The organism is Erythrobacter donghaensis, assembly GCF_002155425.1.
Taxonomy (GTDB): Bacteria; Pseudomonadota; Alphaproteobacteria; order Sphingomonadales; family Sphingomonadaceae; genus Erythrobacter; species Erythrobacter donghaensis.
In genome coordinates, this window is the sequence record NZ_MUYG01000010.1 from 286,645 (window position 1) to 304,477 (window position 17,833).

The following is a 17,833-nucleotide window of genomic DNA, read 5'->3' on the forward strand; positions in this document are numbered from 1 at the left end:
GCGCTTGCGGGCCTTCGTCCCGAGGGGAACCTTCAACCCGATTTGGCCGATTTTTCGGCGAGCGCCTCGGCGCAGGCAAAGCCGCTCGCCCAGGCCCATTGGAAGTTGTAGCCGCCGAGCCAGCCGGTGACGTCCACCGCCTCGCCGATGGCGTAGAGGCCGGGCACCTTGGCGGCTTCCATCGTGCGGCTGGAAAGCTCCGTCGTGGCGATGCCGCCTGCGGTGACTTCGGCCTTGGCATAGCCCTCGGTGCCGTTCGGAGCGAAGCGCCAGTCGTCGAGCTTCGCCTGTGCCGCGCGCAAATCCTTGTCGGAGAGGTTGCCGAGCTCGCGCTCCAGCGCCAGCCGGTCGGCCAGTGCATCAGCCAGCCGCGCGGGCAGGCGTTCGCGCAGCAAGGTGCGCAGATGGGTGCGGGGCCGATCGCGCTTGGCCTCAAGCAGCCAGTCGCTCGCCGCATCGGGGAGGAAGGTGATGCCGACCTCCTCGCCATGCCGCCAATAGCTTGAAACCTGCAGGATGGCCGGGCCGGAGAGCCCCTTGTGCGTGAACAGCGCCGCCTCGGCGAATTCGCTCTTCCCCGCCCGCGCGCGCACCGGCGCGGCGACGCCCGACAGCTCGCGGAACAGCGCGTCCTCGCCTCCCAGCGTCAGGGGCACGAGGGCAGGGCGGGGCTCGACCACCTTCAGCCCGAATTGCCGAGCCAGCCGGAAGGCAAAGTCGCTTGCGCCCATCTTGGGGATCGAGGGCCCGCCCGTGGCGATCACCAGTGCGGGGGCCTGCCATGCGCGGCCATCGGCGGCGGTGACGGTGAAGCTGCCATCCTCCCCGCGCGCGACGGCAGCGATCTCCACGCCGCAGGTCAGCTGCACGCGCTCCGGCGGACATTCCTCCAGCAGCATCGCCACGATCTGCTTCGCCGACCCGTCGCAGAACAGCTGGCCCAGCGTCTTCTCGTGCCACGCGATCCCGTAACGCTCGACCAGCGCGATAAAGTCCGCCGGGTTGTAGCGGGCCAGCGCGCTCTTGGAGAAGTGCGGGTTGGCCGAAAGGTAATTGCCCGGCCCCGCGCCGAGGTTGGTGAAGTTGCAGCGCCCCCCGCCCGAAATGAGGATTTTCTTCCCCGGCGCCTCGGCCTTTTCCAGCAACGCCACCCGCAGCCCGCGCTGCCCCGCCTGTCCGGCGCAAAACAGCCCGGCCGCGCCCGCGCCGAGGATGATGACGTCGCTATGCTCCATTGGGGCGCGATAGGCGTGTGCGGCGCGCTTGCCAATCGCCGCTGCGACCCGCCGTGCGAGGCACCTCTGTCTGCCGCCAATCCCGGGCGCAAATGGAACAAGGCGCGCCCTATGCCCTTGGTTCTCATGCCAGGCTGCCCCGCGCGGCCCCCCACACCAATCAGGAGAGGAAGTCCCCGTGACCGACACCACCCAAAAAGATATCGCCGACAAGGCCATGAAGCTGAAGACCGAGAACGCGCCCGCGCAGGAGCATCTCGACCATCAGGAAAAGACCGCAGGCGAAGGGCCGATCAGCCAGCGCAACCGCGAAGAGCCCGTTTCGGGTGCCTTCGACGCCGAAGGTCAGCGCCCGGTGCTCGAACGCAGCCGGAAGGTGCGCTGAGATGGACATTCGCTTTAACACAGACAACGCCACCGCAGGTTCGGCCGACATGGCACAGGCAGTCGAAGAGCGCCTGACCGAGCGGCTCGACGCGCGCTTCGGCGAGCGCCTGACCACGATCGAAGTGCACGTTCGCGATGTCGATGGCGACAGCAACCGTCCCGACGGTATCGAGGCGCGGCTCGAGGCACGGCCCAAGAACGGCGATCCGATCTTCGTCGCCGAACGCGGCGAGAAGCCGATGGACGCGGTCAATGCCGCGCTCGGGACGCTCGTCACCCGGCTCGATACCGTGTTCGGCAAGGCCGACCGTCACCGCAAATAGGAGAATCCCCATGAAAATACCCGGCGGAACCCATGTCGCAGTGCTCGATGGCGAGCGTTTCCTGTGGCTCCACAACACCGGCGATGCGGTTCATCCGCAGCTGGAAATGATCGACACCCCCGAGCTTGACCCGACCAATTACAGTCAGGGCAACCAGCGCCATTCGATCACTTCGGGCCAGAGCAGCGACAGCGCGCTTGAGGAAGGCGCGCATGTCGCAGCGGCGGCGGAATGGATGAACCATCAGGCCAAGACCAACCAGATCGAAAACCTGATCGTGGTCGCCGACAAGCGCTCGCTAGGCGAATTGCGGCGGCACTACCACGTCGAGCTCGAACAGCGGCTGCTGGGCGAGATCGGCAAGGAAATGACCAATCAGCCGATCGACGACATCGCGCAGGCGATCATCGCGGCCTGACGGAAACCGCTCGCGGGGGAATTGCCAAGGGGGCGGTGCAGTCCCTATCTGGCCCCCATGGCCCGAAACCCCGCCGACTCCCCCGCCGGCACCTCTCACGACCCACGCGGTGCGGAGCGCTTCAACGAGGAGCGCGCTGCATATACCGTTTCGAGCGCCCAGCCCGATCTCGAAGCCGGGGTGCAGGCGATCCGCGAGACGGTGAAGGTGCTCAAGCCTTCGCCGGGCGTCTACCGCATGCTCGATGCGCGCGGTGATGTTCTCTATGTTGGCAAGGCACGCTCGCTGAAGGCACGGGTGGCGAACTACACCCAGATCGCGCAGCTTTCCGGGCGGCTCCAGCGCATGGTCAGCCAGACCCGCAGCATGGAGATCATCACCACCAATTCCGAAGCCGAGGCGCTGCTGCTCGAAGCGCAGCTGATCAAGCGCTTTCGTCCACCGTTCAACGTGCTGCTGCGCGACGACAAGAGCTTCCCCTTCATCCTGCTGCGCGCTGATCATGCCTACCCGCGCATCCAGAAACACCGCGGCGCACGGCGGGCGAAGGGCAATTACTACGGGCCTTTCGCCAGCGCGGGCAGCGTCAACACCACGCTCAATGCGCTGCAAAAGCTGTTCCTGCTGCGATCCTGCACCGACAGCTTCTTCAACAATCGCGACCGGCCCTGCCTGCTCTATCAGATCAAGCGCTGTTCAGCCCCGTGTGTGGGGCGGATCGACGAGCCGGGCTATGACGCGCTGGTGCGGCAGGCGAAGGATTTCCTCTCGGGCAAATCGGGCGCGGTGCAGGCGGACCTTGAGCGGCAGATGGCCGAGGCGGCGCAAAACCTCGATTTCGAGACCGCCGCTATGCTGCGTGACCGGTTGCGCGCGGCGACCTTCATTCAGGGCAGCCAGGCGATCAACGCGCAAGGGCTGGGCGATGCCGATGTCTTCGCGCTGGCGGCGAAGAACGGGCAGATGAGCGTGCAGTCCTTCTTCATCCGCGGCGGGCAGAACTGGGGCCACCGCGCGCTGTTTCCGCGCCACACCAATGAGGTGGCCGAGGCGCAGGTGCTCGCCGATGTGATGCTGCAATTCTACGAGGAAGTGCCGCCGCCGCCCACGGTGCTGGTCGACCGTGACCTGCCCGAATGCGAGCTGATCGAGGCCGCGCTGTCCGAGCTGGCGGGGCGCAAGGTGCGCATCTCCGTCCCCGAGCGCGGCGACCGGCGCAAGCTGATGGCGCAGGCGCAGAGGAACGCGGTTGAGGCGCTGGAGCGGCGGCTGGCAGAGACCGGCACCAAGGCGCGCCTCAACCGCGAGCTGGCCGAGTTTCTGGAACTCGACGCGCCCCCGCAGCGGATCGAGGTCTACGACAACAGCCACATTCAGGGTACCAAGGCCGTGGGCGCGATGGTGGTGGCGGGGCCGGACGGGTTCGAAAAGGGCCAGTACCGCAAGTTCAACATCCGCGAGGCGCAGACCAATGATGACTTCGCGATGATGCGCGAGGTCATGGCGCGGCGGTTCCGCAACTTCGCCGAGGGCGAGGGCAACCCCGAGGCCAAGTCGGGCGGGCACGAGACCATCCTCCCCGACCTGATCCTGATCGACGGGGGCAAGGGGCAGCTGTCGAGCGTGATGCGCGTGCTCGAGGAGATCGGCATCGCCGACGAGGTCGCGGTGATCGGCATCGCCAAGGGGCCGCATCACGGGCGTGAGGGCCGCGAGGTGTTCCACTTTTCCGACGGGCGCGAGAAGCTGCTGCCGGTCAATTCGCCGCTGCTCTTCCACTTGCAGAACCTGCGTGACGAGGTGCACCGCTACGTCATCGGCGCACACCGCGCCAAGCGCTCGAAGGCGATCACCGCAAGCCCGCTCGACGAGATCCCCGGCATCGGCCCGGCGAGAAAGCGCGCGCTGCTCTTGCACTTCGGCACCGCGAGCAAGGTGCGCGCCGCCGCGCTCGAGGACCTCCAGCGCGCGCCGGGGGTGAGTGCGGCGGTGGCGCGGCAGATTTACGATTTTTACCATTCCAGCGGCTAAAGCGGCGGGGTGACCCAGTTCGCCTTCGCCCTTGCTGCCATGTTCGGCGTGCCTGCCGCGATTATCGCGCTGATCTTCCTTGCTCACCGTCTGACCCCGACAAAGATCTGGTACAGCCGACCGGTGCAGGCCGTGGCGGTGACCGGCTTCCTGTCGTGCATCGGGCTGCCTGTCCTGCTGCTCAACCTCGACAGTCAGGGCGACTATTTCGACGATGAGGCCGCGCTGGTGAGCGCCGCTTTTGCCCTGCCGGAGGGCACGATGGTCGACCGGCAGCGCGACAAGACGCTGCGCTTGGGCGACTGCTGGCGCAATGCGGTCCTGTGGCGATCCGACGTGGCTTTTCCCGACGCGGCAAGCTTCGACCGGTGGTATGCGAGCGGCGCTTACCGGCAGGCGATCCTCGCGCAGGTCGCGGACTATTTCGGCCAGTCGCCCGAGAGGAACAGCGTCGCGCCGGGTGCGCTCGATCTCGCCCCACGCGATCCCCAATATGTGCTGTCGGACGAGCTGGGGTCGTATCAGCGCAACACCCGCATCCTGAGGTTCGACGAGCCGTTCGTCTGCACCGCGATCGACCGGGCGGCGGACGGGTCGATTGCCCTGCGCCGCTGCGATCCTGTTGCCCAAGACGGGGACGGGGACGGGGGCACGGCGGGGCAGGTGATCCTCATCCCCGATACGAAGACCCGCCGGGTCGAGGGGCTGATCTACTACGCGCAGGGCCCCTCTACCTGCACCAATCCGGTGCGCCGTGCGGTCAATGCGGCGCTGGGCCTGCCGCATCCCGAGGGCGGCAAGCCCAACACGCAGATGGCGAGCGTCCTGCCCATCATGTGAGGCGGCTGCGGCAACGCCTCAGCGCTGCCGCAGCCAATGGTCTTACTGCCCGTCGAGCGCCTTGCTCACCAGCACATTCACCGAAACGCGGCGATTCTGCGCGCGGCCCGCTGCGGTGGTGTTGTCGGCCGCCGGATCGGCGGTCGCCATGCCGGTCGGCGTCAGCATCCGGTAGGGCTTCCACTTGCACACCTGCTGCAAGTGGTTGACCACCGCCGCAGCGCGCTTTTCCGACAGCGTCTGATTGATCTCCTGCGAACCCGTGGAGTCGGTGTAGCCAAGCACCAGCATCAGCGAATTCTCGTTGGCATTGGCTTCCTGCGCGGCGGCGCACAGCTCGTTCTTGGCCATCGGCGAGAGCACCGACTTGCCGGTGTCGAAATAGACGTTGGTGGTGCTCTTGAGGTTGTACTTGTCGATATCGCCGAGTCGGCCGCGCAGCGCTTCGGTGGCGGCGGCGTTGGCCTGGATCGCCGCGCCCTGCTCGCCAAACTGCTGCTGGGTGCCGCCGCGGATCATCCGCGCGATCTGCGCATCGTCGCTGGTGAAGCGCACTTCGCTGGCGACCAGGCCCTCGCCATATTGCGAGGTCTTGACGATCACCGGCATGCCGTTGAGCAGCGCGCTCTGATCGAAGGTCTTGTTGCCGATCCCGAGGAACCCGCCGCGGGTGCGAATTTCGGTGTCTGGGTGGAGCGTGATGACGGTGTTTGTGCCGTCATTGGCGGTCACCTGCAGGCGCTGTCCCTGACGCGCCGAGATGATGCCGGTCACCTTGGGGCCTTCGGTCATGTCGGCGAGCGGCGGCAGCGAGCCGTAGACGGTGGTCAGCACCCCGCCCTGTTCGGCAGGCGGCATGGTCTGCTGCGCGGCAAGGCCGGTGGCGGCGGTGGCTGTCAGCATGGCGGCGAGCGCCAGCTTGCGAGAGTTTCGGATGGTGGTGGTCACAGCGGTTCTACTCCTGCGAAATGGGCCGCGATCCCGTATGCTGGCCCTTGGTGAATTCCGTGTGGGGCGTGGTTGTTCAGCAACACCTTGCTCGCAGGTGAACGTCAATGCCCCGGTGCCCAAAGGAGCGGGCAACCGGGGCATGGGATGCGACGAGTTGACGCACAGCGCGGAGATGCGCGTTCAGAATCGGGCCTGTTGGAGACACATGAGACAGTGTCCAGAGAGCAGAATGCCCCTCCGCGAAAGGCCCATTCCGTCAGCCGCGCGTCTGGCCGGTGCCTTGGCCCTACTTTGCCGCTTGGGCCGCGATCCAGCGGTCGATCTTCTGTTCGAGGATCGCCAGCGGCAACCCGCCGGTGTCCAGCACCTCGGCGTGGAAGGCCTTGATGTCGAACTTCTTGCCCAGCTTCGCCTCGGCGCGCTGGCGCAGCTCCTGAATCTTGAGCGCGCCGATCTTGTAGGCCAACGCCTGCGACGGGATAGCGATGTAGCGATCCACCTCGGCCACCACTTCGGTGCGGGTCATGCCGGAATTTTCGAGCATGTAGTCGATCGCCTGATCGCGGGTCCAGCCCTTGGCGTGGATGCCGGTGTCGACCACCAGCCGCATCGCGCGCAGCTGTTCGTCCTGCAAGGTGCCGTAACGGTTCCACGGATCCTTGTAGAAGCCCATCTCGTAGCCGAGCGTTTCGGCATAGAGCGCCCAGCCTTCGACATAGGCGGTCGTCCCGCCAAAGCGCATGAAAGCGGGCAGCGCCTCGTTTTCCTGCGCGAGGCTGATCTGGAAGTGGTGCCCCGGCGCGCCTTCGTGGAGGTAGAGCGTGACATTGCCCGGCGTCAGGCGGCTCGGCAGGTCATAGGCGTTGAAGTAGAACACGCCGGGCCGCGACCCGTCAGGCGAGCCACCCTGATAGGAACCGCCCGCCTCGAACTTTTCGGTCGAGGGGTCATAGGGCCGGATTTCCAGCGGCGACTTGGGCAGCAGCGAGAAATAGTCACCGATCTTGGCGTCGACCTGCTTGCCAATGTCGTAGAAGTTTTGCGTCAGCCCTTCGCGGGTCTTGGGCTGGAACTTGGGATCGGTGCGGACGTAGTCGAAGAACTGGGTGAGCGTGCCCTTGAACTTCACTTCCTTCTTGAGCTTTTCCAGATCCGCCTTGATCCGCGCGACTTCCGACAGGCCGAGCTGGTGGATCGTTTCGGGATCGAGCGGCAGGGTGGTCGATTCTTCGACCATGCGGGCATAGAGCTTGTCGCCGCCCTTCATCTGCGAAAGGCCGATGCTGTCACGCGCGACGGGGAGGTATTCGTTCTTGAGGAAATCGCGCAAGCCCGTGGTGGCGGCGTAGATTTCGCGGGTCTTGGCCTCGTAGGCGGCGGTCAGGCGTGCGCGGTCTTCCGCCGAAATCGTGTCGGGGAAGGCCTTGGTCGGGGCCATGAACATCGAATCGGCGAGCGGGGTTTCCAGCTGCGTGTCGAGCTGACTGACCATGATTTCGACCGTGAGCTTCGTTTCGAGCACACCGCTGTCCATGCCTTCGCGGAACTTGCCGATCGCGCGGCCGATGAAGGCGATGTAATCGTCATGCCGGCTGAGGTTGTCCTCGTAATTGGCCAGCGTCTTGAACGGCGCGACCCCGGTGCCGCTGGCGAATTGCGGGTAGAAGGTGTGCAGCCCGAAGAAGTGGTTGATCGGGCGCACTTCGGTCAGCGCGCGCATTTCGTCCGAATAGCCGTCGAGCGCGCGCTCCTGCGTGTATTTGAACACGTCATAGGCAAGCGCGTCGGTCTCATCGAGCTTGCTGCGGTCGATCTGCGCCAGCAGCGCGAGGTTCAGCTTGATGTTGGTGCGGCTGGCTAGGAAGCTTGAATCGGTGAGCAGGTCGCCGAGGCGGTCGGCATTCTGATCGTCACCCCGGAACAGGCGGCCCAGCGGATCGAGCTCAAGCTCGCGCGCGTCGGCGTCCTCGAACAGGGCGAAGAGCTTGTCATGCTCAGTCTGCGGGGCGGTGGCGGTGCTCGTGGCCGTCTGTGCCGCTGTGGCGATCGGCGCGGCGGGGGAGTGCGCCAGCGCGGGGGCGCCCGTCAGCAGCAGAGCGGTCGAAGCGGCAAGAGCATAGCGCAGGGTCATCAAGTGGGGTTCCCGAAAATGGCAGTCGTGCAATCCCGGCGCGTTACGCCTTGGGGTGCACCCGGCGCAAGCGCGGCGGCGACGAGCGGGCGAGCCAGTTCGACGGGTGACGTTGCGCCGCAGAATCAGGTGCGGGCGAAGCGCGCGGCGTGGAAGGCGGCATCGGCGCGCAGCTGATCGTGCTCGACCCACACCGAATGGGTGCCTGAACAGATCTTGTGCGGCAGCGCGAGGCGGCAGATCGGGCCCTTGGCGATGTCCGCCGCATCAAGGATCGCGCATTGCGAGGTGCCGGTGTTCTCGTCGATCAGGAAGGTGACCAGATAGCCGTCGTCTTCCGAAACCGCCCCCTTTCTGGGAATCATCGGGCTTTCGCTGGCATAGACGCCTTCGGGCAGCCGATAGACCTGTTCCTCGCCGGTCTGGGTGTCGTGGCGGACATAGCCGTTGAACAGGAACCAGCCGGGCCGCGTGGTGGTCGACCAGACATAGCGGCTCTTGCGCATCGCGTAGGCCGGGTTGATCATCCCGAATTCGACGATGCGGTCGGTCAGGCGCTCTTCGCGCGTCTCGCCGGTTTTGAGGTTGAAGCGCCAGCGGTGCAGGCGGCTCTGGAAGGAATGTTCGTCCACATAAGCCATCATGTGGCTGTAGCGGCCCATTTCCTCGAGCGGATCGGGCATGGGCTTGGCCTGATGATAGCCTTCGAGGATGACCTCGTCGCCTTCCTCCCACGCGTTGGTCCAGTGCAGGACATAGGTCGGCGAGGCCTCGAACCAGCGAATGTCCTCCGGCTGGCCATGGCGCGGGATGAGCGCGAAGCGGGTCGGCAGGCCTTCGTGAATTCGCGCGGCGTGGATGTTGTTCGCCAGCAGGCTCTCGTCCCAGAACAGCGGCATGTCGTTAAGGATCGACCAGTTCTTGGTGATCGCCATGTCATGCGGCAGGCGCGGGCCGGGCAGGGGCACCGGCACGTAATGCACCAGCCGCCCTTCGCGGTCGACCACCCCGTAATGCATGTAAGGCGCGTATTTGGAGTAGTTGAAGAACATCAGCTCCCCGGTCGCCTCGTCGACCTTGGGGTGGGCCGAGATGCCATCGAGCGGCACCCACGGCGCCTTGCCGCGGCTGGCGAGCGTGACCGGATCGAGCATCCACGCCTCACCGCACTGGTAGAGCGTCGCATAGGCCGTTCCGGCGTGAACGATGATGTCGGTGGAGCCCGTATCCTTCAGCCCCCCATGCGCACCGAAGCCGGGGCGCTTCGACGTGCCCCACGGGTCCATCAACCCGCCCCACAGCGATTGCCCGGCGATCTGCTCGGCCTCGAAGCAATGGGTGCGCACGAAGCGGTTGCGGTAGCTCGCCGTGCCGCCGCTGATGTTGACCTGATGGATCATCGCGTCGCCATCGAAGGGGTGGTGGCGGCCCAGCGGCTGGTGCACCTGATTTTCGGTGTTGCGCAGGTAGATGCCGTCGATGTCGGCGGGGATCGCGCCTTCCAGCACCGGCAGTTCTGCGACATCGACCTCTTCGTGCAGCGGCGTCCACGCCCCGGTCAGATAGGGGTGGTTCGACGGTTCCAGGCTGGTCTTCACCGGCGGGTGGCGCGTGATCTGCATGATGGTCTCTCCCTCCCGCCAGAATGAGCGCGGGCTTTGTCCATGGCAAGATGCTATGCTGGGCGGACGCACGCAGGCCGAATTTGATCCCTGTCAAAGCCAGCCGCGGCGTTCGGGGCGACCATGTTCACCATCACCGGGAGACACGCCATGAAATCGATCCTGCTACACATCGACCACGACACGGCGATGACCGCGCGCCTGCAAGTCGCGCTCGACATCGCGCGGGCCACCAACGGCCACATCACCTGCCTTCAGGCGGTCAGCTACGAGGTCTTCGCGCCGGGCGACTTCTATGGATCGGCGATCGCCGCCGCGATGCCGATCATCAAGGAAAACGCCGAAAAGCTGCGCGCCCAGATCGAGGCCGATCTGGAGAACGAAGGCGTGCCGTGGGACTGGCGCTTCGTCTATGGCATCGCCCCGCAGCGCCTGCTCGAAGCCTCGCCGCTGGCGGATGTGGTGATCGTCGGCCCGGCCGAGGCGGGGAGCGACGGACGCGGGCCTTCGGCGCTGGTGGGCGATGTGGTGCTGAAAGCGCCCGTGCCGGTGCTGGTGGTGCCCGAAAGTGCCCCCAGCCTTGATGTCGGCGCGCCGATGCTGGTGGCGTGGAACGGCTCTGCCGAGGCCGCCCATGCCCTGCGCGCCGCGGTGCCGCTGCTGGCCTGCGCGTGCAAGGTGACGCTCGCCAGCATCGCCGAGCCTTCTGACAAGGCGCGCAATGATTTCCCCTCCACCGACGGCGCGCACTATCTCGCCCGCCACGGCATCGATTGCGAGATCGTGGAGATCCCGCGCGGCGAGGCGAGCATTGCCGACACGCTGTTCTCCGCCGCGCAGATGCGCGAATGCGGGCTGATGGTGATGGGCGCCTATGGCCATTCGCGGCTGGCGGAAATGCTGTTGGGCGGCGTGACGCGGAAGATGCTGAGCGCGCCGCAGATGCCGATCCTGCTGGCGCATTAGCGGAGCGAGTCGTCTGACACGTGGTGGGCCGAAGGCACGCTGACGATCCGGCCCTTGTGGTCCTGAATTGGTCGGCGCTGTAATTCTCAGCCCTTGAACCAGATCAGCGGCTGCCTGAATGGCATGTTGCGGATGACCTCGGCATTTGAGGGGTCAGGATCCAGCCTGTCCCACAAGGCGCGCGACAAAGGGCGGTTTTCCAGAGCGGCATCGATCAGGAGCAGCGGATGTCTGACTGGCCACTGGTCCCAGAAGGCGACGTCCTGCGCGAACGTCCAGCGAGTCTTGTCTTCGATGAAAGGCAGCATGAAGGCTGCAGCATCAGCGAGGCTGCCGTGCGATGTGGAACGATGAGTCCAGACCGCACGGTCTCCCGGCGCAACGAGGTGCGCCAATACCGACAGCATGTCGAGATTGAATAGCGAATAGCCGAATGGCTTTGTTCGCGACAATTCAAGCGGCTGCGAGCCATCGACAGCGATCTGTCCCGGCACCAGCGAACCGGTCAAGCGTGTGCGGCACCATGCGATCTTGTCGCGGTCGCCGATAAGCTGCGCAAAGACGGCGACCTGAACGGCGTAGCATGTGCCGTGATTGTTGCGCTCATCCTGCTCGTCCAGCCCGTTGGGGGACGTCCACATCCATTCAAGATAGCGAGCGAACCATGCGTCAATCCGGTCACGCGTTGCGGTCGGCATGGGCAGCTGCGGGATCGCCACCGCGACTTCGGCGAGGTGGAGGGTATCGATGATCCCGATCCCTCGCCCGGTGTTTCGGCCGACAATCGCCTGCGCATGTTCAAGATGCGGGGCCATCGCGGTTTCGGGATCAACGAACCAGGCGGACAGGTGGCGCTGCGCAGCTTGCGCGTAGACATCCCGGCCGGTCAGCAACCATGCCGCCGCAAGCGCAGGGACAGCGCGCGACAGGCGGATCAACGCCTGCCGGTGATCGTCGAACCGTCCGGGATAGCTCTCGCCGTCGCGCCGGACGAACGGCCCCGAGGGGTTGGCGGGGTCCGGCCACCAGTAGTCGCCTTCGGAATAATAGGCGTGCCGGTCCCCCGGGCTACGCGGTGCCAGCGACGCAGTGACTGTGATCGGTGGCGCTTCCAGCCATTGTTCCGCCTGGCGCAGCACGCGAACGCGTTCGGATGCCCCAAGGTCGATGGGTTGGGGGAGGTCGCCGCCGGCCGCGAGGTTCCGGGCGCAGCCGTTCAGCAGTGCTGAGCCGCCGATCAACCCGGCTGCAAACACCCGCCGCGTGACCCCCGATCGCGCCATTCCGGCGATCGGCAGTTGGCGCGCTTCTTGCGAAAAGTGTCTCGTCAATTTCGCTCCTCCGCGCCATCCCGCTGTCGGTTGCTGCTCGGTCCGTCCGATCATCGGCCCGGTTTTCGATCGAACCGATCTGAACTTTTGACCACTGCTCCACGTGTTGCAACCGTGCTTCAGCTGCGCGGATCCATTTGAAGCGTGGTATCGGCGGGGCAGGTGTCGCAGGCCCTCGTCTGCGCTACCGTTTCGCTGCTGGCGCGCGCTTGCGCATCATCCCTTCCTGCGCGACGCTCGCCACCAGCTCGCCCGCGCGGTTGAAGATGCGCCCGCGGTTGAATCCGCGCCCGCCGCCGCTCCACGGGGCGTCGGTAGCGTAGAGCAGCCACTCGTCGGCGCGCGCGTCACGGTGGAACCAGATCGCGTGGTCAAGGCTCGCGCCAACCAGCTCGTTCCGCATCCAGCTGAGGCCATGCGGCAGCGCACTGGTGCCGAGCAGGGTATAGTCGCTGGCATAGGTGATGATCGCGCGGTGCAGGTCGGGCGTGTCGTCCACCCCGGTGATCGGCGCGCAGACCCGGAACCAGGTATGCGCGCGCGGCTCACGCGGTTCGCTGCTCATCCAGTGCAGCGCATCGCAGGTGCGCATCTCGATCGGTCGCGGGCGGAGCATCAGGCGGCGTTGCTGTTCGGAGAGCCTGTCCCCCCAGGCGGCGGCGATATCGCGGCGCTGTTCCATGTCGGAGCGCAGGTCTTCGGGCAAGGGCAAGTCCGGCATGGGCGAGTCGATGTGCTCGAGGCCTGCCTCGGGCTGCTGGAAACTGGCGGTGAGGTTGAGGATCGGCACCGGCATCCCGTGCTCGTCCTCCTGGCTGGCGACCACGCGGCGGTTGGCGAAGCTGCGCCCGTCGAAATCCCGCGCGATGCGGTATTCGATCGGCGCACCCTCGCGTCCGCCGCGCAGGAAATAAGCGTGGAGCGAATGCGCGCTCTTGCCGTCGTTCACGCTTGCCTGCGCGGCTTGCAGCGCCTGTGCCAGCACCTGCCCGCCGAACACCCGCCCGATGCCGTCCTGCTGCGGCGGCCCGGCATAGACATCGGCGGCGCGTTTTTCGACCGTCAGCAGGCGGACGAGGCCGGCGACGAGTTCTTCGGGGGTGGGTGTCTCGCTCATGGCTTGCCGCCATGCTTGGCGGTCAGTTGCCGGTCAACCCCAGCTTTCTCAGCACACGAAATGCATAGGCCTTGGCATAGTTCTGCACCGGCCAGCGGCCCGGCGCGCGGGGCTTCAACCCACGTTCGCGCAGGATTGCGTTGAAGATGCGCGCGTCGCTCTCCCGATAGGACCATTCGCTGCGCCAAGTGATCGAGAGCGAGACGGAAGGGGCGGAGCCGTTCTTGACGAAATGCGGCGCCATCACCGGCACGAACAGCGCCTCGCCAGGGCAGAGTGGAAACGCGGTGCCTTGGGTGAGGAAGCTTTCGTCCCATTTCAATTCTCGCGGGCCGCCCGAATGGTAGGTCTCGTGCGCCTCGTCGGGCACGAAGCGGGTGTCGCCCGCCGGGAACTGGGTCATCACCTTGGTGCCCCGGATCTGGAGCAGGATGTTGTGCTCCGGGTCGAAGTGGTAGGGCGTGACCGAATTGGGGCTGGAGACGAAGATGAACCCCTGCGGCGTCAGCATTGCACCGGTCGCGGCTTCGATCCCGGGGCGGATTTCCTCGAGCAGGCTGAGCAGCAGGCCCTCGTAGGCGGGCACCTGCTCGATGTTCTTTAGCACCGCCCAGCTTTCGGCCTCGGCCACCTTGCGGATGGTCTCGGCAATGGTCAGGCCGTTCGAGCCCGGCTTGCCGTCCACCCCGATCGGCAGATCGCCGCGGTTGTATTCGACCGAGGTGATCGGCAGCTTTTCCGCGAGCTGCGCCAGCGCCTCGATCTCCAGCAGCGGGTGGCTGGTGAGGCTGTGGGTGAGGATATGCGGGCGCTCAGGGTAATGCGCGGCAAAGCGGCTGCGCGCGGCGGCGTCGAACACCGTGGCGGGCAGGGCGTCTGCAAAGCGAGCAGGGGCGTTCATGGGCGAGTCCTCGATCGGGTTTCATAGGCCATCAGCAGGCGGAAGGCGGCGCGCCGCAGCGGCCCGCCGATAGCGATATTGCGACTGACCATGCGGCGCTTGTCCCGCCACAGGCGCTCGATCATCGGGTGGCCTTCCGCCGCACAGCTATCAGCCCATTGCACCTCGGGCCGTTCCAGCAGCGCGAGGTTCTCCAGTTGCAGCAGCATCCCCGGAGAGAAGCGCGCATAGGCCTCGTCAAAGGCGGTCTTGAAGCTGTAGGCGCCCGGCGGCGTGATGAAGTTGACGAGCATCGCAATCGCCCGCCCGTCGAGCCGCAGCGCCAGCCGTTCGAGCCGCCCCGCCGCTGCCGCGCCCGCCAGCGCCTGTTGGAACAAAGCGCGCGTATCGGGCGCGCTGGCGAGCGCGGAACCGCCCGCGCCCTTCCACCCGGCAGCCTCAAGCGCGAGAAATTCGGCGGTCCATGCGGTGAGGCTTTCGTCGCCTGCCAGCCGTTCGAAAGTCAGTGCACCTTCATCGGCGAGGCGATTGTGCTGGCGGCGCAGCTCCTTGCGCTTCTTGGCGCTCATCGCGGCTTCACAATAGGCGGCGGCGCTGGCCTCGCCGGTAAGCAGCGCGCGGTGCTCCTCGGCGGCGGTGTAATGCGCACGGGGTGAGCAGGCCAGCACCCGGTCGAGCGCGGCGTTCACCGGGCCATCGGCGGGGAGCTGCGGCAGGTGCAGCAACAGCGCGCGTGCCGCCTGCCGGTCGCAGTGGGCGAGCAGGTCGCGCCAGAAGGCTTCCTCGTGCCCGGCAGCTATCAGCGGCACGCCGCAAAAGGCGTTGGGGTGCAGCCAGCCGCCCAGATGAGGGACGCGGTGGCCGTAATATTTGGCGCTGCGCACCACCGGCAGCAGACCTGCCAGCCGCCCCTCGGCAAACCACGCCATGATCACGACCCGTGCCGCGTCGCCCCATTGCCGCAGCGAGGGAAGGAGGAACCACGGTTCGAAGAAGGGATTGGGCTCTGCCGCGCGGGCCAGAAGCCGTTCCCACGCGGCGATGAAGGCGGGGTCTTCGGCTTCGGCGAGGGTCAGCAGGCGCAACTGGGCATGGGGCAGGGCGGCAGGCGTGTCGCCGGTCTCTGCATGGATGCGGAAGCTGTCCGCATGGCCCATTTCCATCGTGCTTAACCCCGTCGCGGCGCAGCCCTGCGCAGCTTTGCGATGGGTCATGACATGGAGCGATTAAGAAAGCCTCAGCGCGTGCGGGCGCTGTCCGGGGCCGGGACAGGGCGTGCGGCAAAGATAAACCCCGCCGGAATCGCTCCCGGCGGGGTTGAGTCTTTGCGGCCCTACCGCTTCGCTACTTGAGGGCGTTCTTGGTGCCCTACCGCTTCGCTACTTGAGGGCCATCAGTGGATCAGGCCACACCATGCGCCAGCGCCGCCAGCAGCAGCAGGGCGACGATGTTGGTGATCTTGATCATCGGATTCACGGCCGGGCCAGCGGTGTCCTTGTAGGGATCGCCGACCGTGTCGCCCGTCACCGCGGCCTTGTGGGCTTCCGAGCCCTTGCCGCCGTGATTGCCGTCCTCGATGTACTTCTTTGCGTTGTCCCACGCCCCGCCGCCGGCGGTCATCGAGAGCGCGACGAACAGCCCGCCCACGATCACGCCCAGCAGCAGCGCGCCGAGCGCCGCAAAGCCGTTGTCCTGCCCGGCGATCGCGGTGATCACGAAGTACACCACCACTGGCGCCAGCACCGGCAGCAGCGACGGGATGATCATCTCCTTGATCGCCGCCTTGGTGACGAGGTCGACCGTGCGCGCATAGTCGGGCTTGGAGGTGCCCGCCATGATCCCGGGGTTCTCCCGGAACTGGTTGCGCACGTCCACCACCACGTCGCCCGCGGCGCGGCCCACCGCGGTCATGCCCATCGCCCCGAACAGGTAGGGCAGCAGGGCCCCCAGCAAGAGCCCGACGATCACGAAGGGGTTTTCGAGGCTGAAGTTCACATCCGCATCAGGGAAGAAGGTGCGAAGATCGGTGGTATAGGCCGCAAACAGCACTAGCGCGCCGAGGCCTGCCGAACCGATCGCATAGCCCTTGGTCACGGCCTTTGTGGTGTTACCCACCGCGTCGAGCAGGTCGGTCTTCTCGCGCACGCTATCGTCCAGCCCCGCCATCTCGGCGATCCCGCCGGCGTTGTCGGTGACCGGGCCATAGGCGTCGAGCGCCACGACCATGCCCGCCAGCGCCAGCATCGCGGTCGCCGCATAGGCGATCCCCATCAGCCCAGCGAGGCCATAGGCGATGATGATCCCTGCGACGATCACCAGCGTCGGCAACGCGGTCGATTCCAAGCTGATCGCGAGGCCCTGAATCACGTTGGTGCCGTGGCCCGTCTCCGATGCCTTGGCGATCGATCGCACCGGGCGATACTTGGTGCCGGTGTAATACTCGGTGATCCAGATGATCAGCCCGGTGATGACCAGCCCCAGCAGGGCGCACAGGAACAGGCTCATGCCCGAAAAGCCGAGCGTGATGGTGGTCTGCGTGATGCTTTCGCCGGTGGCCCGATCGATAATCTGGGTGGTCTCTTCCGATCCGCCCGCAATCACCCGCGTCATATCACCCAGCGTGTAGGTCATCACGCCATAGATCGCCGGGATCGAGGTCACCGCGGTGACCATGAAGCCCTTGTACATGGCTCCCATCACGTTGGTCCCGCCGCCAAGGCGCACGAAGTAGGTGCCGAGGATCGAAGTGACGATGCACACGCCGCCGATCAGCAGCGGCAGCGCCATCATCGGCAGCAGCATTTCGCCAAGATCGGTCAGCAGCAGCGCGGTCAGCACCATGGTGGCGCCGACGGTGACGACGTAAGTCTCGAACAGGTCGGCAGCCATCCCGGCGCAATCGCCGACATTGTCGCCCACGTTGTCCGCGATCACGGCCGGGTTGCGCGGGTCATCCTCGGGGATGCCCGCCTCGACCTTGCCGACAAGGTCCGCGCCGACGTCTGCCGCCTTGGTGAAGATGCCCCCACCCAGACGCGCGAAGATCGAGATCAGCGAGGCCCCGAAGGCGAGGCCCACAAGCCCGTCGATCACCGCGCGGCTCGAAGGCGTCAGGCCCATCGGCCCGATCATCGCGGCGAAGAACACCGCGATCGCCAGCAGCGCGAGCCCCGCCACCAGCATGCCCGTAATCGCCCCTGCGCGGAAGGCGAGGGTGAGACCGGCTTGCAGGCTGGTGCTGGCGGCTTCGGCGGTGCGGACATTGGCGCGCACCGAGATATTCATGCCGATATAGCCCGCCACGCCCGAAAGCACCGCGCCGGTGACAAAGCCGATCACGGCGGTGGTGCCAAGCGCGAAGGCGACGATCGCAGCGACGACCACGCCGACGATCGCGATGGTGGTATATTGGCGGTTCAGGTAGGCCTGCGCGCCTTCCTGAATGGCGGCGGCGATTTCCTGCATGCGGGCATTGCCGGGGCTCGCGCTGAGCACCTGGCTGCTGGTGATGATGCCATAGACAATGGCAAGCACCCCCAGCCCAATCGAAATGAGCAATAGATTCACGAGCAATCCCCTC

The 17,833-nt window shown here is 66.2% G+C and carries 15 protein-coding genes; 6 read left to right on the top strand and 9 right to left on the bottom strand.

From position 1 onward, the window contains the following. Nucleotides 1–32: 32 nt before the first annotated feature. Entirely contained in the window at nt 33–1,235 is a 1,203-nt protein-coding gene (locus tag BZF59_RS09800) for a BaiN/RdsA family NAD(P)/FAD-dependent oxidoreductase (protein ID WP_086608065.1), read from the bottom strand. A gap of 178 nt (nt 1,236–1,413) precedes the next feature. Here BZF59_RS09800 and BZF59_RS09805 point away from each other — a divergent pair, with 178 nt between their 5' ends. From BZF59_RS09805 to BZF59_RS09820, 5 genes are read left to right on the top strand one after another with little or no spacing between them, the layout of a single operon-like run. Beyond that, nucleotides 1,414–1,620: a hypothetical protein gene (locus tag BZF59_RS09805; RefSeq protein WP_086608066.1), complete on the top strand. Its 207-nt coding sequence runs from the start codon at nt 1,414–1,416 to the stop codon at nt 1,618–1,620. A gap of 1 nt (nt 1,621) precedes the next feature. Beyond that, nucleotides 1,622–1,945, top strand: coding sequence for an HPF/RaiA family ribosome-associated protein (locus BZF59_RS16240; RefSeq protein ID WP_158094295.1), 324 nt, complete (start codon nt 1,622–1,624; stop codon nt 1,943–1,945). A gap of 10 nt (nt 1,946–1,955) precedes the next feature. Beyond that, nucleotides 1,956–2,363 (top strand): baeRF12 domain-containing protein, encoded by a 408-nt coding sequence (locus tag BZF59_RS09810; protein WP_158094296.1) that lies wholly within the window; start codon nt 1,956–1,958, stop codon nt 2,361–2,363. 57 nt (nt 2,364–2,420) lie between these two features. Then, the gene (gene uvrC, locus BZF59_RS09815; protein WP_086608068.1) at nt 2,421–4,394 is read left to right on the top strand and encodes an excinuclease ABC subunit UvrC; all 1,974 of its coding nucleotides are present in this window, start codon (nt 2,421–2,423) and stop codon (nt 4,392–4,394) included. 9 nt (nt 4,395–4,403) lie between these two features. Next, nucleotides 4,404–5,234 carry a hypothetical protein gene (locus BZF59_RS09820; protein ID WP_086608069.1) on the top strand — a complete coding sequence of 277 codons (831 nt, stop codon included), beginning with the start codon at nt 4,404–4,406 and terminating at the stop codon, nt 5,232–5,234. Between the two features lie 42 nt (nt 5,235–5,276). On the opposite strand, the gene BZF59_RS09825 is transcribed toward BZF59_RS09820, so the two are convergent. The 3 genes from BZF59_RS09825 to BZF59_RS09835 form a co-directional block, all read right to left on the bottom strand. After that, entirely contained in the window at nt 5,277–6,182 is a 906-nt protein-coding gene (locus tag BZF59_RS09825; protein WP_245806099.1) for an OmpA family protein, read from the bottom strand. 289 nt (nt 6,183–6,471) lie between these two features. Beyond that, nucleotides 6,472–8,316 (bottom strand): DUF885 domain-containing protein, encoded by a 1,845-nt coding sequence (locus BZF59_RS09830; RefSeq protein ID WP_086608070.1) that lies wholly within the window; start codon nt 8,314–8,316, stop codon nt 6,472–6,474. A gap of 125 nt (nt 8,317–8,441) precedes the next feature. After that, entirely contained in the window at nt 8,442–9,938 is a 1,497-nt protein-coding gene (locus BZF59_RS09835) for a carotenoid oxygenase family protein (protein WP_086608071.1), read from the bottom strand. 150 nt (nt 9,939–10,088) lie between these two features. On the opposite strand from BZF59_RS09835, the gene BZF59_RS09840 reads away from it, so the two are divergent. Next, nucleotides 10,089–10,904: a universal stress protein gene (locus tag BZF59_RS09840; protein ID WP_086608421.1), complete on the top strand. Its 816-nt coding sequence runs from the start codon at nt 10,089–10,091 to the stop codon at nt 10,902–10,904. Nucleotides 10,905–10,990: 86 nt separating this feature from the next. Here the strand turns inward: BZF59_RS09840 and BZF59_RS09845 are convergent, their stop codons facing one another. From BZF59_RS09845 to BZF59_RS09865, 5 genes are all read right to left on the bottom strand, one after another. After that, nucleotides 10,991–12,235, bottom strand: coding sequence for an alginate lyase family protein (locus tag BZF59_RS09845; protein WP_211277383.1), 1,245 nt, complete (start codon nt 12,233–12,235; stop codon nt 10,991–10,993). A gap of 184 nt (nt 12,236–12,419) precedes the next feature. Next, nucleotides 12,420–13,352 (bottom strand): acyl-CoA thioesterase, encoded by a 933-nt coding sequence (locus BZF59_RS09850; protein ID WP_086608073.1) that lies wholly within the window; start codon nt 13,350–13,352, stop codon nt 12,420–12,422. A gap of 22 nt (nt 13,353–13,374) precedes the next feature. Next, nucleotides 13,375–14,253, bottom strand: coding sequence for a cupin-like domain-containing protein (locus BZF59_RS09855; protein ID WP_086608074.1), 879 nt, complete (start codon nt 14,251–14,253; stop codon nt 13,375–13,377). After that, complete coding sequence (locus BZF59_RS09860) at nt 14,250–15,467, bottom strand: GNAT family N-acetyltransferase (RefSeq protein WP_245806100.1); 1,218 nt, start codon at nt 15,465–15,467, stop codon at nt 14,250–14,252. Before BZF59_RS09860 ends, BZF59_RS09855 begins: the two co-directional genes overlap by 4 nt. A 187-nt stretch (nt 15,468–15,654) precedes the next feature. Beyond that, nucleotides 15,655–17,820 (bottom strand): sodium-translocating pyrophosphatase, encoded by a 2,166-nt coding sequence (locus BZF59_RS09865; protein WP_086608075.1) that lies wholly within the window; start codon nt 17,818–17,820, stop codon nt 15,655–15,657. Between the last annotated feature and the right edge of the window lie 13 nt (nt 17,821–17,833).